Below are 24,150 nucleotides of genomic sequence, written 5' to 3'. Positions count from 1 at the left end.
TTCAATCCAAATGGTCAATAAACTTGTAAACAAGCTATCTACACTTTCAGTTGCGTTCTTAATGACGCTTGAGTTTTTTAATGTGTAAATAGCACCAACAATGTTGGTCCTGTCACCTTAAAGCCGTTTATCACCTAGAGTGATGGGGTGCCCATCGAGCTGGAGCTTATTTGATTGGACTTTTGAGCTTCCAGCAGGCAAGTAGTATATAAATAATAAGCATGAAGTGGAATACTAGGACAAAATTACCCAAAAAAACTAATAAAATACTCAATAGTGTTTTTTGGTAGTGTTTTGTTTTGTATTGCTGGGACTTTTTGTTTTTTCTTTGGAGTTATTTACTGGTTGTTTCTTGTTCTGAGAGTGAAAGTGATTGGTGGGTAATAATAAAGGCTGAGCTTTCGCTCAGCCTTTTGGTTTTTTCTGCGTAGTTTAACCAGTGTTACGCATACCTGCTGCGATACCAGCAATCGTCACCATTAGGGCTTCTTCCAAGTTTGCAGAAGGCTCCTCAGTTTGGCGAGTTCGGTACAGCAGCTCAGCTTGAAGCATGTTCAATGGCTCAACGTAGATGTTACGTAGACGGATGGATTCAAGGCCCCAAGGGTCACTCTGCATTAAGTTCTCGTTGTTTTCTACATTCAGAACTGACTTGATGTCTTGCTGAAGTTGATCACGCAGACGGTCACCCAATGGCAACAGCTGACTTTCAACTAAGCGTTGATCATAGTAGCGGGAGATATCCATGTTGCACTTGGTGTAAACCATCTCGAGCATACCTAAGCGAGTAGAGAAAAATGGCCATTCACGACACATCTCTTCCAGTAACGCCTGGTGGCCTTTGTCTACAGAGTACTGAATGGCTTCACCAGCACCTAACCACGCAGGTAGAACCAAACGGTTTTGACTCCAAGAGAAGATCCACGGAATCGCACGTAAGCTTTCTACACCTCCGTTTGGATTACGTTTCGCTGGACGAGAACCCAGAGGTAGTTTGCCCAACTCTAGTTCAGGTGTTGTTTGGCGGAAGTAAGGGACGAAATCAGGCTCACCGCGAACGACGTTACGGTACGCTTCACAGCTGACTTCAGACAGGACATCCATTAGGTCACGCCACTCTTGCTTAGGCTCTGGTGGCGGCAGTAGGTTCGCTTCTAGAATAGCACTTGCATACAGATTGAAGCTGTTTACCGCAACATCTGGTAGGCCAAGCTTAAAGCGAATCATCTCGCCTTGTTCTGTTACACGCAGACCACCTTTTAGACTCTTAGGTGGCTGAGACAGTAGTGCAGCATGTGCTGGAGCACCACCGCGACCAATCGTACCGCCACGGCCATGGAATAGCGTTAGTTCAACGCCTTCTTCTTCTGCAACCTTAACCAGTGAATCCATCGCGTGGTATTGAGCCCAGCCCGCCGACATTACACCTGCATCTTTTGCAGAGTCAGAGTAGCCGATCATCACCATTTGGTGATTCTGGATAAAGCCACGGTACAGGTCGATGCCCATCAGCTGTTTGATGACGGCTTCCGCGTTGTTCAAGTCGTCTAGCGTTTCGAACAATGGACACACGTCCATGCGGTAAGGACAGCCCGCTTCTTGCAGCAGTAGGTGTACGGCAAGTACGTCAGAAGCGGTACGCGCCATTGAGATAACATAAGCACCAAATGCTTCACGAGGCTGCGCAGCAACAATCTTACAGGTATCTAAAACCTCTTTAACTGGTTCTGATGGTTCCCAGTCTCGAGGCAGAAGAGGGCGTTTAGAGGCCAGTTCGTTTGTTAGGAAAGCAACCTTGTCTTGCTCGCTCCACTGCTCGTAGTCACCAATGCCTAGGTAACGAGTCAGTTCAGACAGTACATCTGCGTGGCGAGTACTTTCTTGGCGGATATCGAGGCGAACCAGGTGAATACCAAATGCTTTAACGCGGCGCAGTGTATCCAGCAGTGAGCCATTAGCAATCACGCCCATGCCACATTCGTTTAGTGATTGGTAACACGCGTAAAGTGGTTCCCAAAGCTGTTCTACTTTTTGCAGAGGAGCTTTGACAGCCAGTTTTTGGCCGTTGACTTTCGCGTCGAGAATGTCTTTGGTTTCGTTTAGTAGTGAACGTAGCTGTTTTAAAATTGCACGGTATGGTTCGTGCTGATCGTCACCCGCAAGCTCACGAACCTTGTCGTTGCAAACGGTCATCGACAGTTCGCTGATCAGCTCGTTGATGTCGTTGAGGTAAAGGTCAGCTGCCTTCCAACGAGACAGCAGTAATACTTCGCGAGTTATGCTGTGGGTTACAAATGGGTTACCGTCGCGGTCACCACCCATCCAAGATGAGAAGTGCACTGGGCGAGCATCAATTGGTAGACCTTCGCCTAGGTAAGACTTCAAGCGGTCATTCATTTCACGTAGGAAGTCAGGTACCGCTTCCCATAGTGAGTTTTCTACTACCGCAAAACCCCATTTTGCTTCATCAAGCGGTGTTGGGCGTTGTTGACGAATGACGTCAGAGTGCCAGCTTTGCACGATAAGTTGTTCAAGGCGACGCTCGGTTTTCTTACGCTCTTTGAAAGAGAGATCGCTTAGCTCTAGCTTAGATAAGCACTCGTTGATCTTAACCAGTTTATTGATCATGGTACGACGAGTGATCTCGGTAGGGTGCGCCGTTAGAACCAGTTCAATGTTCAGGTCGCGAACCGCTTGTGCCGTGTCTAACTTGCTCACATCATTTTGCACCAATTTTGAGAACAGTGAGTTAATTGCGTCAGGTTCGCAGATATGCTCTTCACAGTGGCGTGAGATGGTATGGTATTGCTCAGCAATATTAGTCAGGTTTAGAAATTGGTTGAACGCTCGGGTAACAGGCGTCAATTGCTCATCGGGTAAGCTTTTAATTTCTTCAATTAAGCTTTCTCTGTCAGCATTATTTCCAGCTTGGGCTGATTTGGATAATTTACGAATGGTTTCCACTTTCTCGAAGATTTCTTCGCCATGGGCATCGCGAATAGTGTTGCCCAGAAGGTGGCCCAACATGCGCACATTGCTTTTAAGTGCGGCGTATTTCTCGTTCATTGTCATCCTGCCTCGTAAAAAAACTACATCCATTGTCCTTGTTAAGACTCCAATCTAGCGAAAATCACCAGTTCTAGTCAAATAAAGCAGAGTAAGTTTGCAATTATTCCGCTGCTGACCTGATTTAGAGCAAAATTAGGCCAGCTTATCTCACAAGAAGTGAAAATTAATTACAAAATGGCCGTTAAAAGAAGGATATAGCGTGCTAGAAGAATAGTGGTAAAGAGAACAAAATGCAGCTCAATCGAGCTGCATTGTGAAGCGAGTACAGAATGCGACTAGCAACAATATTTTATCATTGCACGTGACAGCACATCGATGGTTGGGTCAATAAAGTCGAAAGATAGGAATTCATCCGGTTGATGGGCTTGTTCAATAGAACCAGGGCCGAGAACCAGCGTTGGACACAACTGTTGAAGGAAAGGCGCTTCAGTACAGTAGTTAACGGTTTCTGAGCTGGTTTGGCATATTTCTTCCACACCTCCGATAAATGGGTGGTCATGTTGGCATTCGTAACCCGGAATTGGCTCGTGCAGGGGAATAATCTCTAATCGCCCTGGCCATTTCGCTTCGACTTCTTTTAATGCGCCACGCAGCATGTTCTCCAAACCATCAAGACTGATCCCAGGAAGAGGGCGCACGTCGTAATGCAGTTCACAACAACCACAAATGCGGTTTGCGCTGTCACCACCATGAATATGACCAAGGTTTAGGGTAGGGCTTGGAATGGCAAAACCCGGATGGTGATATTCTTTTACTAGCTTGTCACGCAGTTGCATCATAGCAAACATGACTTCATGCATGATTTCAATGGCGTTGACGCCGAGCGCTGGATCGGATGAGTGACCGGATTTGCCGGTTACGCGAATGGCATTTGCCACATGCCCTTTGTGACCACGAATGGGTACAAGGCTGGTGGGTTCACCAATGATGCAGTAGTCCGGTTTAAAAGGCGCATTCTCAGTAAAATGACGCGCACCCAGCATGGTGGTTTCTTCATCACAGGTCGCTAATACATAAAGTGGCTTGTTCTGCTTACTCCAATCGACTTTCTTTACCGCTTCATAAATGAAGGCAAAGAAGCCTTTCATATCGGCCGTACCCAAACCGTAAAAGCGGTTGTCTTTCTCGGTCAGCTTATGTGGATCAAAACTCCAGCGTCCTTCATCAAATGGCACGGTATCGCTGTGACCAGCTAGAAGTAGACCACCTTCACCTTCGCCCATACGTGCGATCATATTGTGTTTGCCTGGTTCCACTTCGATCACTTCAACGCTGAAGCCAAGATCTTTAAACCAAGAAGCTAGCTTCTCGATCACTTTGGCATTGCCTTGATCCCAGCTTGGATCGGATGAGCTGATCGAAGAGGTACTGATCAGTCCTTCATAGACCTCTAGAAAACTTGGTAATTGCATGGATTCTTCAATTCTCCTATTGACAGACAGAGCACAAAAATGTAAAACACATATTAAATCATATTTAATGAATAAAAAATCAAAATAAAGCAAAAATTAAATATGAATAGTCATTTTGAGCTTTAAGTATATGGATGTCATGTAATGCTAAAAACCACGATTATCGGAGCCAGCGGCTACACCGGCGCAGAGTTGGCTTTAATGGTCAACAAACACCCTGAACTCACGCTATCAGGTTTATACGTTTCCGCCAATAGCGTAGATGCAGGAAAGAGTATTGCTCAATTGCACGGCAAGTTAGCGGGTGTGATTGATATGCCAGTTTCACCTCTGACTGACCCTGAGCAAGTCGCTCAAGTGTCTGATGTGGTCTTTCTGGCCACAGCACATGAAGTAAGCCACGACTTGGCTCCTATCTTTTTAGAGGCGGGATGTCAGGTATTCGATTTATCGGGTGCATTCCGTGTGAAAAGCGAAGGCTTCTACGACACCTTTTATGGCTTCGAGCATCAACATAATAACTGGCTAGATAAAGCGGCATATGGCTTAGCAGAGTGGAACCAAGAACCGATAAAAACCACTCCTTTGATTGCGGTAGCAGGTTGCTACCCAACCGCTTCACAGCTCGCAATCAAACCTTTATTAGAACATGCGTTACTGGATACCAACCAATGGCCTGTGATCAACGCAACCAGCGGTGTATCAGGTGCTGGGCGCAAAGCCTCTATGGTTAACAGTTTCTGCGAAGTGAGCCTGCAACCTTATGGTGTCTTTAACCATCGTCACCAACCAGAGATTGCTCAGCACTTAGGTTGCGATGTGATTTTCACGCCACACCTAGGTAACTTTAAGCGCGGCATTCTTGCAACGATCACTATGAAGTTGACGCAAGGTGTGACGGAAGCACAAGTAGCACAAGCATTCGAACAAGCTTACCAAGGAAAGCCAGCGGTTCGCCTTAAAGGTGATGGTATTCCACGTATTCAGGATGTTGAAAATACGCCTTTCTGCGATATCGGCTGGAAGGTACAAGGCGAACACATCATTGTGATTTCGGCAATCGACAACCTACTTAAAGGTGCATCGAGTCAAGCGATGCAATGTCTCAATATTCATTACGGTTACCCAGAACTGACAGCGTTGCTGTAGTCGTTGAAAGAGGGAAATGCGATGACGCAAACCAATCAAGCTCCTTTAGTCATTAAGCTCGGCGGTGCAGCTCTGTCTTGCACTCAAACCTTAAGCCAACTGTTTGCTGCCATTGCGGCTTACCAAAAGTCGGCGCAGCGACAAATCGCCATCGTTCATGGCGGTGGCTATCTAGTTGATGAGTTGATGGCAAAGCTTCAGCTTGAAACCGTAAAGAAAAACGGTCTACGCGTAACACCTTACGATCAAATTCCTGTGATTGCGGGCGCGCTTGCTGGTACCGCGAACAAGATACTGCAAGGCCAAGCAATTTCTGATGGCCTAAATGCGGTGGGCCTTAGCCTTGCTGATGGTGGTTTATGCCATGTTGAAGAGCTTGACCCAGAGCTAGGCGCTGTCGGCAAAGCATCACCGGGTGATTCAACCCTATTACAAGCGGTGCTAAACGCAGGTGCACTGCCGATCATCAGCTCAATTGGTCTGACTGAAAAAGGTCAGATGATGAATGTGAATGCGGACCAAGCTGCGGTTGCAGTGGCCGGAGCGTTAGATGCGGAGTTAGTGCTTCTGTCTGATGTTAGCGGTGTACTCGATGGCAAAGGTCACCTGATCAAAACGCTATCCGAGCAAGAAGCCGATGCATTGATCAAAGGGCAAGTGATCACCGACGGCATGATCGTCAAAGTTAAAGCCGCTTTGGGGGCAGCCAATGATCTTGGTCGTCCTATCGAAGTTGCGACATGGCGTTACCCAGAGAAACTGACCCAGCTATTCGCGGGTGAAAGTATTGGCACGCAGTTTCTGCCGCAATAAAGCAGAAGCAAAACAGTTAAAGAATTCAACATTAGGAAGTGGTTGGCACTGACCGCCGAGAGCAGCGCCAGTTAAGTTTGGAGAAAAAACATGAGCAAAGTGAACGTAAATAAAGTGGTAGTCGCATACTCAGGCGGTCTAGATACTTCAGTAATCATCCCGTGGCTAAAAGAGAACTACGATTGTGAAGTAGTGGCTTTCGTTGCCGATGTTGGTCAAGGTGCAGAAGAGCTAGAAGGCATTGAAGCAAAAGCAAAAGCTTCTGGTGCCTCTGAGTGCTACATCGCTGACCTGAAAGAAGAAATGGTGGCGGATTACATTTACCCGACGCTAAAAACGGGTGCTTACTACGAAGGTAAATACCTACTAGGTACGTCAATGGCGCGTCCAATCATTGCCAAAGCGCAGGTTGAAGTCGCACGTAAAGTGGGTGCAGACGCTCTGTGTCATGGCTGTACCGGTAAAGGTAACGATCAAGTACGTTTTGAAGGTGCATTTGCAGCGCTAGCACCAGATCTGCATGTTATTGCACCTTGGCGTGAGTGGGATCTAGTGAGCCGTGAAGAATGTCTGGATTACCTAGCAGAGCGCAATATCCCTTGTACGGCTTCTCTTACTAAGATCTACTCGCGTGATGCGAACGCATGGCACATTTCTACTGAAGGTGGCGTTCTAGAAGATACATGGAATGCGCCAAATGAAGATTGCTGGGCTTGGACTGTAGACCCAGAGCAAGCACCGAATGAAGCTGAAACCGTGACGTTGAAAGTCGTCAAAGGTGAAGTTGTTGAGGTGGACGGCGAGGCGATGACACCATACAACGCGTTGGTTTACCTAAACGAGAAAGGTGCGAAGCACGGTGTTGGCCGTATCGATATCGTAGAAAACCGTTTAGTGGGTATGAAGTCTCGTGGTTGCTACGAAACTCCGGGTGGTACCATCATGATGGAAGCGCTACGTGCAGTAGAGCAACTTGTGCTAGACAAAGCGTCGTTTGAATTCCGCGAGGAGCTTGGTCTGAAAGCATCGCACCTTGTTTATGATGGTCGTTGGTTCACGCCGCTATGTAAGTCTATTCTTGCGGCTTCTGAAGAGCTCGCGCAAGACGTGAATGGCGAAGTGGTTGTGAAGCTTTACAAAGGTCACGCAACAGTAACGCAAAAACGCTCGGATAACAGTTTGTACTCTGAAGAGTTTGCTACTTTTGGTGAAGATGAAGTTTATGACCAAAGCCATGCTGAAGGCTTTATCCGTCTGTACTCGCTATCTAGCCGTATTCGTGCGTTGAACAGTCAGAAAAAATAAGCCAATTTAACGTCTTATGAAGTAAAAGACCTGCCCATTTTCGGCAGGTCTTTTTTGTTGTTGCTAACCTCAGTGGCATAAAGATAAAATAATCATGAATAAATATGTAAAAATATTGAATTTCTACTTTATTTTTATCTGCGATTATCGTAACGTTGGGGCATAAGAAAAAGTGAGCAAATGACCACCGATTTGGTCAACACTTAATGAGTAACACGTTAGCGTAAGCAATAGTCATCAGGAGAGACGCAATGGCATTATGGGGCGGAAGATTTACCCAAGCGGCAGACACCAGATTTAAAGACTTCAACGATTCGTTGCGTTTCGATTACCGATTGGCTGAGCAAGACATCGTAGGCTCAATTGCGTGGTCTAAAGCATTGCTGTCGGTTGACGTGTTATCTGCAGATGAACAACAAAAGCTTGAGCTGGCACTGAATGAACTCAAGCTTGAAGTGATGGAAGACCCACATCAAATCCTGCGCTCAGATGCGGAAGATATCCACTCTTGGGTCGAACAGCAGTTGATCAACAAAGTCGGCGACCTAGGTAAAAAACTCCATACTGGACGTTCTCGTAACGACCAAGTGGCAACAGATCTCAAGCTTTGGTGTCGTCAGCAAGGCCAACAACTGTTGATTGCACTTGATCGCCTACAAACTCAGATGGTCGATGTTGCCAAGCAGCATCAAGGCACTGTTCTTCCGGGGTACACTCACTTACAACGCGCTCAGCCTGTGACATTTGCTCACTGGTGTTTGGCTTATGTTGAAATGTTTGAACGCGATTACTCACGCCTGAACGATGCGTTAAAGCGTTTGGATACGTGTCCGCTCGGCTCTGGTGCACTTGCGGGTACCGCTTATCCAATCGACCGTGAAGAGCTGGCTCACAACCTTGGTTTCCACCGTGCGACACGTAACTCTCTAGACTCGGTTTCTGACCGTGACCATGTGATGGAGCTGATGTCTGTCGCGTCTATCTCGATGTTACACCTATCTCGTTTGGCAGAAGACATGATCTTCTACAATTCAGGTGAGTCTAACTTTATTGAGTTGGCTGATACGGTGACGTCCGGTTCTTCTCTGATGCCACAAAAGAAAAACCCAGATGCACTCGAGCTTATTCGTGGCAAGACTGGCCGTGTATACGGCGCGCTTGCTGGCATGATGATGACAGTGAAAGCGCTGCCACTGGCTTACAACAAAGACATGCAGGAAGACAAAGAAGGTCTGTTCGATGCGCTTGATACATGGAATGACTGCATGGAAATGGCGGCTCTGTGTTTCGATGGTATCAAGGTGAATGGTGAGCGCACGTTAGAAGCTGCGAAGCAAGGTTACGCAAACTCGACTGAACTGGCGGATTACCTAGTAGCGAAAGGCATCCCATTCCGTGAAGCGCACCATATCGTCGGTGTTGCTGTAGTTGGTGCAATTGCCAAAGGTTGTGCGTTAGAAGAGTTGTCGATTGAAGAATTGAAATCCTTCTCTGAAGTGATTGAGGCGGATGTATATGACATCTTGACCATCGATTCATGCCTTGAGAAACGTTGTGCGCTTGGTGGCGTGTCGCCGCAGCAAGTGGCTTATGCGGTCGACCAAGCAGACAAGCGCCTGTCTCAACGTGATACTTCAGCAGTCAAAGTACGCCCTGCACGTCTGACAGATATCGAAACGCTGGAAGGCATGGTGGCGTATTGGGCAAATATGGGCGAGAACCTACCACGCTCACGCAATGAGTTGGTACGTGATATTGGCTCCTTTGCAGTGGCTGAACACCATGGCGAGGTAACGGGTTGTGCTTCTCTGTACGTGTACGATTCTGGTCTCGCTGAGGTTCGCTCATTAGGTATTGAAGCAGGGTGGCAAGGTCAGGGGCAGGGCAGTGCGATAGTGAACTACCTAGTTGATAAGGCGCGTCAGATGGCGATTAAGAAAGTGTTTGTGCTGACACGTACGCCTGAGTTCTTTATGAAGCAAAGCTTCTTACCAACCTCGAAGTCGTTGCTTCCGGAGAAAGTACTGAAAGATTGCGATCAGTGTCCACGTCAGCATGCGTGTGACGAGGTGGCACTAGAGATCAACTTGTTTGAGCAATTGATCCAAAAAAGCAATGTGGCCTAGGTTAATGATTCTATGAGTATTTAAGAAAATACTAAAAAAACAGGAAAAAATTTGGAACCTTTAGGAGGAAGCCCGGTCTATTAAAGTACCACTGCTTTTTCTTAGAAGAATCTAAGAGAGCCCCAAAACCGGTATTGGTTTTGGGGCTTTTTTCTATCTGTCATCTGAGCGATGCTCATCCTTACTTTGTTTTCTACGACGACGCTGCCACGGAAATATAACGAAGCGCATCCAAAGGTGTAAAAACAGCAAGCCATTAAACGCAAAGCCCGCAAAGATCAGCGCGATCGACTCAATACTCTGTGGATCATCTTTAAACGCAAACCACCATACGATCCAGCATAGGACCGATAATACCGTCAGTTGATCCATACATCGTTGGCAACGACCGATCTTTTTCCAAAACCAATGCTCTTGGCAACCGCGACAAGCCATTGTTCTATCCATACTGCCTATTTGTCCCTGATTATAACCCTAACTCACGTTTTAGGTTTTCTTTGTCTGGCTTTAGTATCGCGTCTATCAAACCAAAAATGGGAAATTAGCTTGGTGAAACGTGTGTAGCACGTAATTGGTGTATGGTGCGCCGTCAGCCAGACAATAGGAAAATAATAATGTCGACAGAACTTAAAGTAGCACTAGGCCTTGCTGGTGGTTTCTTCACAATTGGTTTTACCGCTATTGTGCTTGTTAGCCGTTACGCAATGATGACTGCATAACCACCACTCTATTGATTCTTGAATTGATAAGTTTGGATTAAGAAAGCCTCGTGTATAACGAGGCTTTTTGTTTACAGGGGGATGACCTCCCGGGCGAGGGATGCACCGAGAGGCCGAGGGCTGAGTTATGGACAGCTAGATTGCCAACCCAAGCCCGTTAGGCAAATTATTAACCTAGGTAAGCTTCTAGTTCTTCGCTACCGCCGATGTGTTTACCACCGATGAAGACTTGAGGAACCGTTGTACGGCCAGAGATTGCACGTAGGCTTACGGTTGTTGCGTCTTTACCCAAAATCACTTCTTCATATTGAAGATCGTGGTCAATCAGATTTTGCTTCGCTTTCATGCAGAAAGGACAGCCTGGTTTAGTGAACACAGTGATCGATTCTTGAGTTTTGTACTCAGGTGCAACGTAGTTCATCATCGTGTCTGCATCAGATACTTTGAACGGGTCGCCTGGCTCGTTTGGTTCGATGAACATTTTCTCAACCACGCCGTTTTTCACTAGCATGCTGTAACGCCATGAACGCTTGCCGAAGCCGATGTCGTTTTTGTCCACTAGCATACCCATGCCATCTGTGAACTCACCGTTACCATCTGGAATAAAGGTGATGTTTTCTGCTTCTTGGTCAGCTTTCCATGCGTTCATTACAAACGTATCGTTGACTGATACACATAGAATTTCATCCACGCCGTGTTCTTTGAATACTGAGAACAACTCGTTGTAACGAGGTAGGTGGCTCGATGAACACGTCGGAGTAAACGCACCTGGCAAGCTGAATACAATAACCGTTCTGTCTTTAAACAGTTCATCCGTGGTTACGTTCACCCATGCGTCACCTTTACGAGTCGGAAAAGTAACTTGTGGTACAGCTTGACCTTCTTTTGATGCAAACATGATGATTTCCTTTTTAAATCTATGAAATAATTCGTTTTCGAGCTTAGCGTTATTTGTCGCTCAGTTTCGTTTTGTTGAGCTCATTATTGAAAAAAAACTTTGATAGCTCTAATCGTTTAATGCTATGGTTTTGATAGATTATTTCTATCGCCAAACAAGAAGCGAATCGTACGTATGAATATCCGAGATTTTGAGTACTTGGTGGCGCTTGCGGAGCACAAGCATTTTCGAAAAGCTGCGGAAGCCTGCTTTGTTAGTCAGCCAACCTTAAGCGGCCAGATTCGTAAGTTGGAAGACGAATTAGGTACAGCGTTGCTAGAAAGAAGCAGCCGTCGCGTGCTGTTTACTGATTCTGGTTTGCAACTGGTGGAGCAAGCAAAACGCATCTTAAGTGAAGTGAAAACCTTTAAAGATATGGCGAGTGGTCAAAGTGGTGCCATGACTGGCCCAATGCACATTGGCTTTATCCCAACTGTCGGCCCTTATCTCTTACCTAAAATCGTTCCTCATCTTAAAGAAGAGTTTCCAGACTTAGAGCTGTTCTTACATGAAGCTCAAACTCATCAGTTGGTTCGCCAATTGGAAGAAGGTAAGCTTGATTGTCTTGTTTTAGCTTCAGTCGATGAAACAGCACCGTTCAAAGAGATTGAGGTCTATAACGAGCCGCTAAGTGTTGCAGTGCCTTGTGATCATGAATGGGCTGGTCTTGATCATATCGAAATGCTCGATCTGAACGGTAAAACGGTATTGGCGTTGGGCGATGGTCATTGCCTACGCGACCAAGCACTTGGCTTCTGTTTTGCTGCAGGTGCAAAAGATGATGAACGCTTTAAAGCAACTAGCTTAGAAACGTTGCGTAACATGGTGGCTGCAGGTGCAGGCATTACGTTACTACCACAGCTATCTGTGCCGCATGAGAAGAAGAAAGATGGCGTATGTTACGTTCCTGCTGTCAATCCAACACCTTCGCGCAGTATCGTATTGGTTTATCGTCCTGGTTCGCCGTTGCGAGCGCGTTTCGAAGCATTAGCTGCGACAATTAAGAATATTCTTGAAGCAAAGCAAAGCTCTATTGCAGCCTAAGTTTTTGCTTTAATCAGATAATCCAGATAAACAAAAGGGAGCTCAATGGCTCCCTTTTTTCATATCACTAATTCGGTATTAGAACAGCTCTTCTGAACTTCCACCACCAGAGTAGATGCTATCTTCTAGGCTGTTACCGACGTACTCAGTTGGCTCTGTACCTTTCTCGAAGTATTCGAACATCGATGAGCCATCGACTTTGTGCGTCAATAGGCCGCTATCACGGTCGATACGTACACGAACGATATCATCTGGAATAGACTTACCTTGCTGTGGTACACCATCGAGCGCTACGTGCATGAAGTCAATCCAAGCTGGTTCTGCGGTTTTCGCTCCGGATTCAGCGCCAGATATTTGTCCTTTTCCAAGGTTGCTGTTTACTGTCGTTCGACCTAGTGTACGAGAGTGGTCATCGAAACCAACCCACGCAATCGCCACAATTCCAGGGCCGTAGCCGTTGTACCAAGTGTCTTTCGAATCGTTGGTGGTTCCTGTCTTACCCCCAATATCGCGACGATCCAGTTTCTGTGCACGCCAACCAGTACCATTCCAGCCTGTGCCGTCACGCCAGCTACCTCCACCCCAGATATTGCTGTACATCATCTCACGCATTAGAAATGCGTTTTGCGCTGAGATCACTTGCTTCGCGTATTGTGGAGTGTCGTTTTCTAGTGCGTTGTCTGGTGCAATGCTATCTGCTGTGACATCTTGCTCGCCAAATTCAGCGACAAACTTATCTTCTGCAGGAGCCTGCTCATCCATTTGAGGACAGTTGTGCTGGCAGATCACTTTCGGATTTGCCTTAAATACCACTTCACCGAATGAATCTTCTACGTGATCAACATAAAACGGTTCTACGTAGTAACCACCGTTGGCAAACACGGAGTAGCCTTGTGCAACTTTCATTGGTGTTAAGCTACCAGCACCCAGAGCGATGGTCTCAGAGCGTGGTACTTCATCAATATCAAAACCAAAGCGCGTTAGGTATTCACGAGTTTCGTCTAAGCCAACTTCACGCAGAGTACGTACTGCCATGACGTTCTTTGATTGAGCTAGGCCGATACGAAGGCGAGTAGGGCCGATGTAAGTCGGTGGTGAGTTCTTTGGACGCCATGCTGAACCAGAACCTGCATCCCATTTATTGATCGGTGCGTCGTTGACCAAAGAGGCAAGGGTTAGACCTTTGTTGATTGCTGCTGAGTAGATAAAAGGTTTGATACTTGAACCAACCTGACGTACAGACATAGTCGCACGGTTAAATTTACTATGGACAAAGTTGAAACCACCCACCAAAGACAAGACGGCACCGTTTTCTGGGTTCATTGCCACAAATGCTGTGTTTGCACTTGGCACTTGGCTTAGTTTCCAGCTATGGGTAGTGTTACCTTCTTTATCTGTAGTACTGATTTCACGAACCCAGACTTGTTGGCCTGATTCTAAAATCTGTTTCGCTGATTTTGGTACAGCGCCTTGGCGTTCATCGGTCAGATATTTACGTGCCCAGTTCATACCTGTCCAAGCGATGGTTTGCTCATCGTTGTTCTTCACCCAAACCTGTGCTGTTTTGTCGTCAACTTCGGTGACAACCGCTGGGTACAGTTGGCCGTATGTTGGCTGTTTCTTTAGATGTTTTTCAATCTGCTCAGTATCCCAAGAGCTTTCGCCTTCTTTCCATAGCACCTTCTCAGCACCGCGGTAGCCGTGACGTTCATCGTAAGCAAGGATGTTGTTGATTGAGGCTTTGTTGGCAGCGTCTTGCAGTTTTGAATCTACCGTCATGTAGATGTTTAGTCCTGAAGTATAAGCCTTTTCTTCACCGTACTCTTTTACCGCCCATGAGCGTGCTAGCTCTGCAACATATGGGGCAGAAAGCTCAATCTCGGCACTGTGGTAACGGGCCACAATTGGCTCTGAGCGCGCTTCGTCATATTGCTCTTGAGTAATGTATTTTTCATCCAGCATACGCATCAAAACGACATTTCGACGCTTAGTAGCACGGTCTAGAGAATATAGAGGGTTCATTGTCGAAGGTGCTTTAGGCATGCCTGCTAGCGTGGCGATTTCACTTAGGCTTAACTCATTTAAGCTCTTACCAAAGTAAACCTGTGCCGCAGCGCCAAAGCCATAAGAGCGATAACCTAGGAAGATCTTGTTGACATATAGCTCCATGATTTCTTGTTTAGAAAGAAGTTGCTCAATGTGAATTGCTATAAAGATCTCTTTGATTTTACGCATGATTTTCTTCTCATTAGATAAGAAGAAGTTACGTGCTAGCTGCTGGGTAATGGTACTTGCACCTTGCTTAGCTGAGCCTGATAGAGCAACAACAACAGCGGCACGAGTAATACCGATCGGATCAATACCAGGGTGCTCATAGAAACGGCTATCTTCAGTTGCAATCAGCGCATGAATGAGATCCTGAGGAATCTCATCGTAAGTTACAGGAATGCGACGCTTTTCGCCAAACTGTGCGATCAGCTTCCCGTCCTGACTATAAACTTGCATAGGTGTTTGTAATTCAACATTTTTTAATGTCGCAACATCTGGCAATTCAGGCTTCACATATTGATAGAAGCCAAAAATTGTGGTCACTCCAAGAATTATGCAAATCAATGTTAAAAATAATAAACGCTTTATGAACTTCACCGGAGAATCCCTGATTGGTTGAGGCTGTATAACGGTAAACCCTAGTACTCTAGGTAAAAAATTAGCAATCAAGATATTAACTCTTATTTAGATGCTAATAACAACCTTTGCACGAAGAAATTTCGGAGCGAGAGTCTATATGGATAAGTTAACAGTTGCGGGCATTGATATTAGTCACAATAGCCTAAAAGCCGTAATACTAAAGCCAGCAAAGGAGGGGTACTCCTTGCTAGGTTATAAAGAAATAGTGCTAAACGACGCTATTGTCGCTGAAAACCATACAATAAATCATCAAGAAATTGTAAAGACCCTAAAAGAGATAAAAAAAGAACTACCACTATTACACCGAAAAGCGGCTGCATCTATTCCAGATAGCGCTGTAATTAGCAAAAGCTTACAGCTTGACTCTCAATTGGAAGAAAGTGAGGTTGAGTTTGCAATCATGCAGGCATTTTCTCTTCAGTCTCCGTTTCCTATTGAGGAATTAAGTTTAGATTTTGTGCCGAACTGTGACAGCAAAGGAAATGAGGTTGCTGGTTTTCGAGTCTTTGCTACTAGAAAAGAGGTGGTAGAAAGTCGAAAACAGGCAATTGAAAAGGCTGGCCTGACACCTATTTTGCTTGACGTTCACTCTCACTCTCAGGGAGCAATATGGCAATTGGCGACAGAGCGGCATCCTGAAAAAGCGCAATACTGTTTGCTTTATGTGGGAGAAAGAAACTGTTCTATTTCCATGTTTACCGCTCAAGGTGAGTTCTTTTATAAGGAGTTTTCATCAGGCTTAGAGCAAGTTATCAATAACTTTCAAACATCTCTTGAGGAGAATGCGAGCGAACAAGAGAAAGTGGAAAGGTTTAACCATGAAACGGCAGATAGGGTAAAGAGACAGCTTCAACTTTACAGCTCAATGAATGGTGAACGAGATATTCGTGGTATTTGGCTTGTCGGTGAAGGCGCATCCACTTTAATGCTCGCAGAAACGTTGGAGCGTCAGTTACAACTGGATTGTGAATTGTTGAATCCATTTAGTCTTTTTGAAATGAAGGTTCCGAAGCGTAAAAGAAGAAATGTTGACTGGCAGCGTTTTGTAACTGCGGCTGGTATAGCAATAAGAGCTATTGACTGGCAAAGGGGGAGCCATGTTGCATCCCGTTAACTTACTACCGTGGAGAGAGGCGAAGAGAGAAGAGCATCGTCGAAGGTTTTTTGGGCTACTCATCCTTGGAGTTTTTGTCGCTGTTGGCTTGCAATGGGCCATCTCATTTTATTTTCAGCACCAACAACGCATGCAACAAGAACGCCTAGATTACCTCACACTTTATATTCATGAACTCGATCAGCGTATTGCCGATATGAAAATTGCAGAGCAAGAGCATAGCAAAATCTTAACAAGGTTAAAGGTTGTGGAGGGTTTGCAAAAAGGACGTAATAAAACGACTGAGTTTATGAATCTTATGCCTTCTGCTATTCCGTCAGGTGTCTATGTCGACAAAATCAAAATGGATGATAGAGAAGTGGAGATTAGTGGGATAAGTGATAGCACCTCTCGACTTGCAACCATGTTAGATAATCTTGAACGGTCTTCTGCTCTCATGGATGTTGAGATGCACTCTATTGTTCACGGAAAAGCACGTTTTGGTAAGGAGTTTCAAACTTTCAAGGTTTCATTCTTGTTCCAGAAACCTGCAAGTCTAGTTATGGCTAGGCAGGAGGAGTCACAATGAGCAACTGGCAAGAACTAGAATTAGATGAAATAACAGATTGGCCCCTATTACCCCAGTCTTTGGTCGTTTGTTTATTGGTAATAGTTCTACTAGCAGGGGGCTATTGGGCTTTTGTTAAGCCGGATAAACAGCGTTTGAACTCGTTAATCGCCGAAGAGCAGAAACTTAAAGTAATGTTGAAAATCAAAGCCAATAAGGTCGCAGCATTACCCAAACTGCAAGCCCAATTGGATGAACTGACTCATCGATATGAATATCTATTGCAGCAATTACCAGCGCAGAAAGAGCTGGCCACAATGCTTGCTTCTGTCAACGAACTTGGCATCGATAATAATCTGACTTTCACACGGATCGATTGGGGGAAGAAGCAATCTGAACAATTTTTGTACAGGCTCCCATTGAATATCGAACTTACTGGCGCATTTCATGATATTGGGAGTTTCGCACAAGCGATAGCAACGCTTCCTCGCATCATTACATTTAAGGATGTTACTTGGCAGAGAGTCAGTCAAGAGAGTGAAACCTTACATTTTCGAGTTAGAGCCAATACTTATCAGTTTAAGCCAGAGGAAAAACAAGATGAAAGCTAATGTCTTGTTGTTGGCAGTGATCAGTGCTGCCCTCCTTGGATGTCAAGCCAACGATGACTCTCTTGATGATTATATTCGTCAAGTCGAAACTGATGCTAGGCGAGATGTCGCCCAACTTGAGCCTATTGAAGAGTTCGCAGTTGCTGCATACCAAGCAAAAGCTCAACGAGCACCTTTTGAGCTACCTAAGGAAGCGACAATTGCATCTCAGCCAGTTGCTCGAAAAGATTGTTGGCAACCTTCAAACCGCAAACGAAGTGGCAAGCTGGAGCATTTTCCTCTAAGCCAGTTGAGACTAAAAGGTGTTATGGGGATGGGAAATAGTGTCTCTGGGTTAGTACAGGCTCCCAATGGAACCGTATACAAGGTTCATGCTGGTCAGTACATCGGAAAAAATAATGGCAAAGTAACTCACGTTACGCATTCGTATTTACTAATTAACGAGACTTTACCCGATGGCTTAGGGTGTTGGCAAAAACGCAAAGTAAAGCTAGCTCTGAGATAAGTAATTCCGTTTTGATTTTTAGAATTGAGTAAGAGAAATGAGACAAGGATATACATTGAGATACAGGAAGTTATTTGAACTCTTGTGGTTATGGAGTTTGTTGTTAATGGCTCCTTTTGTTTGGGCGGAAGAGTCGTCATCCAATGCATTGAAAAGTATTGATTTCAGGACTAACAAAGATAAAGAAGCGGTCATTATTGTTGAACTCGCTTCACCTGCAGCGATTGTAGATGTCAAAAGAGTTCAAGAAGGGCTTAGTATTGATTTGTTGAATACTTCTGTTGAAGACAACCAGCTTTACTTGCTCGATGTTAAGGATTTCTCTACCGCAGTGGATAGCGTAGAAGTTTTTAGAGATGCAGCAACAACTAGATTGTTGGCGCACATTGAAGGTGACTATACACATGATTACAGGCTTACGGGGAGATATCTCGAAGTAAAAGTTGCACGCTTAAAACCGAATGAAAAGGTGCCAGATAAAAGTATCCTTGAGAAGGAAGGCAAGCTCATCTCTATTAACTTTCAAGATATACCGGTAAGAAATGTCTTGCAGTTGATCGCTGACTACAACGATTTCAACTTGGTGGTCTCGGATTCTGTTGAGGGGAACTTAACGTTACGCTTGGATGGTGTGCCATGGCAGCAGGTACTAGATATTATTCTGCAGGTTAAGGGGCTAGATAAACGCGTTGATGGCAACGTTATTCTAGTCGCACCAAAAGAAGAACTGGACTTACGTGAAAAGCAGCAATTGGAGAAGTTGAAATTAGAAGAAGAAATAGGAGAGCTTTCTTCAGAAATAATCAAAGTTAATTTTGCTAAAGCTTCAGATATTGCTCAAATGATCAATGGTGAAGGGAATATTAGCATGCTGTCTGTCCGTGGCAGTATGACCATTGATGAACGTACAAACTCTCTACTTATCCGTGAACTACCAGAAAATATCGCAGTAATACGTGAGATTGTTGAGTCTCTTGATATTCCTGTTAAGCAAGTTCAGATAGAGGCCAGAATTGTGACCGTGAAAGAGGGGAACCTAGATGAATTAGGTGTTCGCTGGGGCTTCACTTCTATTAATGGTAATAACATGGTTGGTGGTTCAATTGAGAATAACTTGGCTGCGATTGGCTTATACGACGAAGGTGGTAATGCTGAGGATGGAAGCACAGTTGGAATTGATGACTTTCTGAATGTCAATTTGGCAGCTGCATCGACAAATGCAAGCAGCATCGCTTTTCAAGTCGCTAAATTGGGCTCTGACACTCTATTGGATTTGGAGCTTTCAGCTCTACAGCAAGAATCTAAGGCTGAAATCATCTCAAGTCCGCGTTTGGTAACGACAAACAAAAAGCCTGCCTATATCGAGCAAGGTACAGAAATTCCTTACTTAGAGGCTTCCTCCAGTGGTGCAACGACCATTACTTTTAAAAAAGCAGTATTGAGTCTAAAAGTTACCCCCCAGATAACGCCCGATAACCGCTTAGTTCTTGACCTCAGCGTGACCCAGGATAGACCTGGTAAAGTTGTTAAAACTGGGACTGGAGAAGCGGTCGCGATTGATACACAGCGAATCGGCACGCAAGTGTTAGTAAATAATGGTGAAACCGTTGTTTTAGGAGGCATTTTCCAACATAGTGTCAGTAATACAATTGACAAAGTTCCGCTGCTTGGAGATTTACCTTTGTTGGGCGCTCTATTTCGCCGTACTTATGAAGATGTAGGTAAGAGTGAGCTGTTGATCTTTGTTACGCCTAAGGTAGTAATTCAGTGATAGATTCACAGATAAAAAGGCGATCAGATCAAAAATAAAGTTGCATTAGAGGCACCATGCTTGGATAATTTCGGGTCTTATCACGAATTATCTGTGAGGAATTGGTGCCACAAGCCTTGTATAACAGCGGTTTAGCTGTGTTTTCTTGTGGCGATCTTATTGAATTAACGTTGTAAATTACCGCTAAATATGGCTGAGAAACGTAATATTTTCCTTGTTGGCCCAATGGGCGCCGGCAAAAGTACAATTGGTAGACACCTAGCACAGCAACTGCATATGGAGTTTGTGGACTCTGATACAGTGATCGAAGAACGCACGGGTGCAGATATCGCTTGGGTTTTTGATGTTGAAGGTGAAGAAGGCTTCCGCAAACGCGAAGAAGCTGTACTTGAAGACCTAACTCAAGAGCAAGGCATCGTGCTAGCCACGGGCGGTGGCTCTGTAAAGAGCAAAGAAAACCGCAACCGTCTTTCAGCACGTGGTGTTGTTGTTTACCTAGAAACAACTATTGAAAAGCAACTTGCTCGCACAAACCGCGACAAGAAGCGTCCTCTACTTCAAACTGACAACCCTCGTGAAGTATTGGAAAGTTTGGCAGGCGAACGTAACCCTCTATACGAAGAAGTAGCGGATTACACAGTTCGTACTGACGATCAGAGTGCAAAAGTGGTAGCCAACCAGATCGTAAAAATGCTAGAAGAGAGATAAGCATTTATCTTTTTCAAATTGGAGCACACCGATGGAACGGATTACGGTCAATCTAGCAGAGCGTAGCTACCCAATCTCAATTGGCGCCGGGTTATTTGAAGACCCGGCGTACCTTTCTCAAATTCTTTCAAACAAAAATGCCAATCAGAAAGTCGTCGTGATCAGTAATGTCACGGTTGCTCCTCTGTACGCGGACAAAATTCTTAGCCAGCTAAAACAGCTTGGTTGTGATGCCTCATTGCTTGAATTACCTGATGGTGAGCAATACAAAAGCTTAGACACATTTAATCAAGTCATGAACTTCCTGCTAGAAGGAAGCTATGCTCGTGACGTAGTGATTATTGCGCTAGGTGGTGGTGTGATTGGCGACCTTGTTGGCTTTGCCTCGGCATGCTACCAACGCGGTGTTGATTTCATCCAGATTCCAACCACACTATTGTCTCAAGTGGACTCGTCGGTTGGCGGTAAAACGGCAGTGAACCATCCGCTTGGTAAAAACATGATTGGTGCTTTTTACCAACCTAAAGCGGTTATCATCGATACCAATTGCCTATCTACGCTCCCAGAGCGCGAGTTTGCTGCGGGTATTGCTGAGGTGATCAAGTACGGCATTATTTATGATGGTGCTTTCTTCGACTGGTTAGAAGAGAACCTTGACCGTCTATATGCATTGGATGAAGAAGCACTGACTTATGCCATCGCACGTTGTTGTGAAATCAAAGCAGAAGTTGTAGCTCAAGATGAGAAAGAATCGGGCATCCGAGCGTTGTTGAACTTAGGTCATACCTTTGGTCATGCGATTGAAGCTGAATTGGGTTACGGTAACTGGTTGCATGGTGAAGCGGTATCTTCTGGTACGGTTATGGCAGCGAAGGCGTCGCATCTACGTGGCTTAATTACGCAGCAACAGCTGGATCGCATTATTACCATTATGCGTCGAGCAAAACTACCAGTGCATACGCCAGATACCATGAGCTTTGATGACTTCATGACACACATGATGCGAGATAAGAAAGTCTTATCCGGTCAGCTACGTTTAGTTCTGCCAACTGGCATTGGCAGTGCAGAAGTCATTGCGGACACATCGCAAGACATAATCAAACAAGCTATCGACTTCGGTCGCGATATTTAACCTAAACAGTGACGCCTTCAGGCGTCATTGATGCATTATTAGGGTTAACGAATGAGTGCAGCTCATATTTTAGAATTAGACTCTCAAACAGATTTATTGCATCGCCTCGCTATGTTGAGCAACTTTAGCTCTAACCTTATTGTGGTTAATGGCGATATTGGATTCGGAAAGTCATGGCTAGCCCAACGATATCTTGAAGTTGGTGCCACGAATAAGAATCAGTGCTTATTGCTGTGTCATCCCAACCAGGATGATACCCAGCGTCGTATGCAGATTTTAAGTCAAATTGTGAGTGATGCGCTTTTCAATCAGCAAGATAGTTTGCTAGACAGTATGGAGCGAATTCTAGATAGCGAGTCGTGTGACATTGCGATAGTGGTCGATGACGCCCACCTGCTAAGTGAAGCACTTATTTCTGAGCTGTGGATGCTTGTATTAGCGGCTCAGGCAAATTCAAATTGGAAAATCAATGTCATACTATTTTCTCAGCTTGGTCGTTTAGAAAACGTTTTGCAACGGGTGAGTTACGGGCAAGAACTTAAACCCGTTGAGCTCGAAGTTGATATGCTGTCTGAAATGGAAGCAAGGCAGTTTTTTGAGTCATTAGTAATGCGCTATGTTGATGATGACAATGAAAAGCGCACGCGGGCTGCTTTTAAAACAGTCAGTCCAATCCCTGGTGACATTATGGCGTTAGGAGATTTAAAAGTGGAAAAAAGGATCATTATCCGCTCTATAGTTGGCTCGCCAATTAAAATTGCTGTTGTCGTATTAGCGTTATTGCTTCTTGCTGCTGGTGGATACTGGTGGATGCTCAATCAGCCGACTCCCGATGATAAAGCTCAGCAAATTGCAGGCTCTTTGGAGCAGACGGTAATACCGACGTTATCGGAGCCAAGTGATAAAGAGGCTAAAAAAACGGAAAACTTAGCTCCGTTAGATCACAGTGTAGATCCCTCTTTGGATATTTCAGGTGCTCAAGATGATTCGGATGCGCTGCCGCCAGCCATTGTCGAAGAGGTGGCTAGCGTTGGTAATGAAGATACTCAGCAGCGAGTTGTTATTGAGTCAGATGTCGTTGATGCATTGCTTGAAGGTAAGGCTGATACGGTAGATACAACAGAAAGAAAACAAGTTGTAGAGCCGACCTCGATTCAAAGCGAAACGCCTAGTGTTGCAAGCTCAGCATTGATTGAGGTGATTCGACCTGAAGCTACAGAGGAAGTGGCGAACCCTGAATCAGATGCTTCTTCACCGCCGATTGTTCAGTTCTCTTTTGCTAAAGAGGAGTTGAAGACTCTCTCTCCGCGAGCGTATACCTTGCAGTTAGCAGCGATGACATCTTTAGAAGATGTGCAATCTTTTTTAGATGATTACCAACTTAACGGCAAAGTAAGAATCTACCCAACAGTGAGAAATAATACTGATTGGTACATCATTACTTATCAAGATTACCCAACCATTCAGCAGGCTAGAGATGCGGTAGATAGTTTACCATCTTCACTTAAAGCGCTGAGTCCTTGGGCAAAATCGTTAAGACAAGTTCAGCGTGAGATAGAGCGTGTGAAATAATCCTGAGCTTCGCTGAAAAATATGTTACATTCCGCAGCCTTAATTTTTGGTCGATAGATAGAGCAGTAGATGAAAAAGCAACGAGCCTTTCTGAAATGGGCAGGAGGAAAATACGGTTTGGTTGAAGACATCCAACGCCATTTGCCACCGGCTCGAAAGCTAGTTGAACCTTTTGTTGGGGCTGGTTCGGTGTTTCTTAATACCGATTACGACCAATATCTACTGGCGGACATCAATCCAGATTTGATTAATCTCTACAACTTGCTGAAAGAGCGTCCTGAAGAGTACATCTCAGAAGCGAAGCGTTGGTTTGTTGCAGAGAACAACCGCAAAGAAGCCTACCTGAGCATTCGCGCTGAGTTTAATAAAACGGACGACGTCATGTACCGCTCTCTGGCGTTCCTATACATGAACCGTTTTGGTTTTAATGGGCTGTGCCGTTACAACAAGAAAGGTGGCTTCAACGTGCCATTTGGTTCTTACAAGAAGCCGTACTTCCCAGAAGCAGAGATGGAATTCTTTGCTGAAAAAGCGAAGAAAGCGACTTTTGTTTGTGAAGGTTACCCAGAAACATTCAGCCGAGCACGTAAGGGCAGTGTGGTTTACTGCGACCCGCCTTACGCACCGCTATCTAACACTGCAAACTTTACCTCTTATGCAGGAAATGGCTTTACGCTTGATGATCAAGCCGCGTTGGCAGACATTGCGGAGAAAGCGGCAACTGAACGAGGCATTCCAGTTCTGATCTCTAACCACGACACGAAGTTAACGCGTCGCCTATACCATGGTGCAGAACTGAACGTGGTAAAAGTGAAACGTACTATCAGCCGTAACGGCAGCGGTCGCAATAAAGTTGACGAGCTGCTTGCTCTATTCCGTGCGTCAGACGCAGATAAATCTGACTCTTAATTCTCACACTATTGCATCT

General features: G+C 45.2%; 19 protein-coding genes. 14 read left to right on the top strand and 5 right to left on the bottom strand.

All coding sequences use genetic code 11. The features are described from left to right. Positions 1–432 precede the first annotated feature (432 nt). Complete coding sequence (ppc, locus tag KIV41_RS22930) at positions 433–3,066, bottom strand: phosphoenolpyruvate carboxylase (RefSeq protein ID WP_071236463.1); 2,634 nt, start codon at positions 3,064–3,066, stop codon at positions 433–435. Between the two features lie 278 nt (positions 3,067–3,344). Continuing rightward, positions 3,345–4,481, bottom strand: a complete 1,137-nt coding sequence (argE, locus tag KIV41_RS22925) for an acetylornithine deacetylase (protein ID WP_285337743.1) — start codon at positions 4,479–4,481, stop codon at positions 3,345–3,347. A 144-nt stretch (positions 4,482–4,625) separates the two neighbouring features. Here argE and argC point away from each other — a divergent pair, with 144 nt between their 5' ends. The 4 genes from argC (at position 4,626) to argH (ending at position 9,874) form a co-directional block, all read left to right on the top strand. Next, positions 4,626–5,630: an N-acetyl-gamma-glutamyl-phosphate reductase gene (argC, locus tag KIV41_RS22920; RefSeq protein WP_285337742.1), complete on the top strand. Its 1,005-nt coding sequence runs from the start codon at positions 4,626–4,628 to the stop codon at positions 5,628–5,630. Between the two features lie 21 nt (positions 5,631–5,651). Next, positions 5,652–6,443 (top strand): acetylglutamate kinase, encoded by a 792-nt coding sequence (gene argB / locus KIV41_RS22915; RefSeq protein ID WP_285337741.1) that lies wholly within the window; start codon positions 5,652–5,654, stop codon positions 6,441–6,443. A 90-nt stretch (positions 6,444–6,533) separates the two neighbouring features. Beyond that, positions 6,534–7,748 (top strand): argininosuccinate synthase, encoded by a 1,215-nt coding sequence (locus KIV41_RS22910; protein ID WP_010443936.1) that lies wholly within the window; start codon positions 6,534–6,536, stop codon positions 7,746–7,748. 251 nt (positions 7,749–7,999) lie between these two features. After that, the gene (gene argH, locus KIV41_RS22905) at positions 8,000–9,874 is read left to right on the top strand and encodes an argininosuccinate lyase (protein ID WP_010443935.1); all 1,875 of its coding nucleotides are present in this window, start codon (positions 8,000–8,002) and stop codon (positions 9,872–9,874) included. A 153-nt stretch (positions 9,875–10,027) separates the two neighbouring features. Here argH and KIV41_RS22900 read toward each other — a convergent pair whose 3' ends face one another. Together KIV41_RS22900 and KIV41_RS22895 are read right to left on the bottom strand one after the other, a co-directional pair. Next, a complete protein-coding gene (locus tag KIV41_RS22900; protein WP_038885605.1) occupies positions 10,028–10,309 on the bottom strand; it encodes a DUF3624 domain-containing protein in 282 nt (93 codons plus the stop codon). 453 nt (positions 10,310–10,762) lie between these two features. Beyond that, positions 10,763–11,491 carry a redoxin family protein gene (locus tag KIV41_RS22895; RefSeq protein ID WP_010443933.1) on the bottom strand — a complete coding sequence of 243 codons (729 nt, stop codon included), beginning with the start codon at positions 11,489–11,491 and terminating at the stop codon, positions 10,763–10,765. Positions 11,492–11,665: 174 nt separating this feature from the next. On the opposite strand from KIV41_RS22895, the gene oxyR reads away from it, so the two are divergent. Beyond that, a complete protein-coding gene (gene oxyR, locus KIV41_RS22890) occupies positions 11,666–12,574 on the top strand; it encodes a DNA-binding transcriptional regulator OxyR (protein WP_010443932.1) in 909 nt (302 codons plus the stop codon). 78 nt (positions 12,575–12,652) lie between these two features. On the opposite strand, the gene KIV41_RS22885 is transcribed toward oxyR, so the two are convergent. After that, positions 12,653–15,220, bottom strand: a complete 2,568-nt coding sequence (locus KIV41_RS22885; protein WP_010443931.1) for a penicillin-binding protein 1A — start codon at positions 15,218–15,220, stop codon at positions 12,653–12,655. A 139-nt stretch (positions 15,221–15,359) separates the two neighbouring features. Between KIV41_RS22885 and pilM the strand changes: the two genes are divergently transcribed. The 9 genes from pilM (at position 15,360) to KIV41_RS22840 (ending at position 24,131) form a co-directional block, all read left to right on the top strand. Further along, the gene (gene pilM, locus KIV41_RS22880) at positions 15,360–16,376 is read left to right on the top strand and encodes a type IV pilus assembly protein PilM (RefSeq protein ID WP_038885606.1); all 1,017 of its coding nucleotides are present in this window, start codon (positions 15,360–15,362) and stop codon (positions 16,374–16,376) included. After that, positions 16,360–16,944 (top strand): PilN domain-containing protein, encoded by a 585-nt coding sequence (locus KIV41_RS22875; protein WP_038885608.1) that lies wholly within the window; start codon positions 16,360–16,362, stop codon positions 16,942–16,944. Before pilM ends, KIV41_RS22875 begins: the two co-directional genes overlap by 17 nt. After that, positions 16,941–17,534, top strand: coding sequence for a type 4a pilus biogenesis protein PilO (locus KIV41_RS22870; protein ID WP_038885610.1), 594 nt, complete (start codon positions 16,941–16,943; stop codon positions 17,532–17,534). The genes KIV41_RS22875 and KIV41_RS22870 overlap by 4 nt, the downstream gene beginning before the upstream one ends. Next, positions 17,524–18,039 (top strand): pilus assembly protein PilP, encoded by a 516-nt coding sequence (locus KIV41_RS22865; RefSeq protein ID WP_010443909.1) that lies wholly within the window; start codon positions 17,524–17,526, stop codon positions 18,037–18,039. The genes KIV41_RS22870 and KIV41_RS22865 overlap by 11 nt, the downstream gene beginning before the upstream one ends. Positions 18,040–18,076: 37 nt before the next feature. Further along, positions 18,077–19,810: a type IV pilus secretin PilQ gene (locus KIV41_RS22860; protein WP_033008928.1), complete on the top strand. Its 1,734-nt coding sequence runs from the start codon at positions 18,077–18,079 to the stop codon at positions 19,808–19,810. A gap of 189 nt (positions 19,811–19,999) precedes the next feature. Continuing rightward, positions 20,000–20,518 carry a shikimate kinase AroK gene (gene aroK, locus KIV41_RS22855; RefSeq protein ID WP_010443904.1) on the top strand — a complete coding sequence of 173 codons (519 nt, stop codon included), beginning with the start codon at positions 20,000–20,002 and terminating at the stop codon, positions 20,516–20,518. 31 nt (positions 20,519–20,549) lie between these two features. Then, the gene (gene aroB, locus KIV41_RS22850) at positions 20,550–21,650 is read left to right on the top strand and encodes a 3-dehydroquinate synthase (RefSeq protein ID WP_010443901.1); all 1,101 of its coding nucleotides are present in this window, start codon (positions 20,550–20,552) and stop codon (positions 21,648–21,650) included. A gap of 51 nt (positions 21,651–21,701) precedes the next feature. After that, a complete protein-coding gene (locus KIV41_RS22845; protein WP_285337740.1) occupies positions 21,702–23,222 on the top strand; it encodes an SPOR domain-containing protein in 1,521 nt (506 codons plus the stop codon). A 69-nt stretch (positions 23,223–23,291) separates the two neighbouring features. Then, positions 23,292–24,131 (top strand): Dam family site-specific DNA-(adenine-N6)-methyltransferase, encoded by an 840-nt coding sequence (locus tag KIV41_RS22840; protein ID WP_010443897.1) that lies wholly within the window; start codon positions 23,292–23,294, stop codon positions 24,129–24,131. The last annotated feature ends 19 nt before the right edge of the window (positions 24,132–24,150 follow it).

It is taken from the genome of Vibrio sp. D401a (assembly GCF_030248515.1).
Classification (GTDB): domain Bacteria; phylum Pseudomonadota; class Gammaproteobacteria; order Enterobacterales; family Vibrionaceae; genus Vibrio; species Vibrio rotiferianus.
This window is presented reverse-complemented; position numbering and strand designations above follow the sequence as displayed.

Excerpts from the sequence above, each read along its gene's own strand:
- KIV41_RS22860 (WP_033008928.1), top strand. The coding sequence starts at position 18,077 with ATGAGACAAGGATATACATTGAGATACAGGAAGTTATTTGAACTCTTG.
- KIV41_RS22870 (WP_038885610.1), top strand. The coding sequence starts at position 16,941 with ATGAGCAACTGGCAAGAACTAGAATTAGATGAAATAACAGATTGGCCC.
- KIV41_RS22900 (WP_038885605.1), bottom strand. The coding sequence starts at position 10,309 with ATGGCTTGTCGCGGTTGCCAAGAGCATTGGTTTTGGAAAAAGATCGGT.
- KIV41_RS22910 (WP_010443936.1), top strand. The coding sequence starts at position 6,534 with ATGAGCAAAGTGAACGTAAATAAAGTGGTAGTCGCATACTCAGGCGGT.
- KIV41_RS22865 (WP_010443909.1), top strand. The coding sequence starts at position 17,524 with ATGAAAGCTAATGTCTTGTTGTTGGCAGTGATCAGTGCTGCCCTCCTT.
- argB (WP_285337741.1), top strand. The coding sequence starts at position 5,652 with ATGACGCAAACCAATCAAGCTCCTTTAGTCATTAAGCTCGGCGGTGCA.
- oxyR (WP_010443932.1), top strand. The coding sequence starts at position 11,666 with ATGAATATCCGAGATTTTGAGTACTTGGTGGCGCTTGCGGAGCACAAG.
- ppc (WP_071236463.1), bottom strand. The coding sequence starts at position 3,066 with ATGAACGAGAAATACGCCGCACTTAAAAGCAATGTGCGCATGTTGGGC.
- argE (WP_285337743.1), bottom strand. The coding sequence starts at position 4,481 with ATGCAATTACCAAGTTTTCTAGAGGTCTATGAAGGACTGATCAGTACC.
- aroB (WP_010443901.1), top strand. The coding sequence starts at position 20,550 with ATGGAACGGATTACGGTCAATCTAGCAGAGCGTAGCTACCCAATCTCA.
- KIV41_RS22845 (WP_285337740.1), top strand. The coding sequence starts at position 21,702 with ATGAGTGCAGCTCATATTTTAGAATTAGACTCTCAAACAGATTTATTG.
- argH (WP_010443935.1), top strand. The coding sequence starts at position 8,000 with ATGGCATTATGGGGCGGAAGATTTACCCAAGCGGCAGACACCAGATTT.
- pilM (WP_038885606.1), top strand. The coding sequence starts at position 15,360 with ATGGATAAGTTAACAGTTGCGGGCATTGATATTAGTCACAATAGCCTA.
- KIV41_RS22840 (WP_010443897.1), top strand. The coding sequence starts at position 23,292 with ATGAAAAAGCAACGAGCCTTTCTGAAATGGGCAGGAGGAAAATACGGT.
- aroK (WP_010443904.1), top strand. The coding sequence starts at position 20,000 with ATGGCTGAGAAACGTAATATTTTCCTTGTTGGCCCAATGGGCGCCGGC.
- KIV41_RS22895 (WP_010443933.1), bottom strand. The coding sequence starts at position 11,491 with ATGTTTGCATCAAAAGAAGGTCAAGCTGTACCACAAGTTACTTTTCCG.
- argC (WP_285337742.1), top strand. The coding sequence starts at position 4,626 with ATGCTAAAAACCACGATTATCGGAGCCAGCGGCTACACCGGCGCAGAG.
- KIV41_RS22875 (WP_038885608.1), top strand. The coding sequence starts at position 16,360 with ATGTTGCATCCCGTTAACTTACTACCGTGGAGAGAGGCGAAGAGAGAA.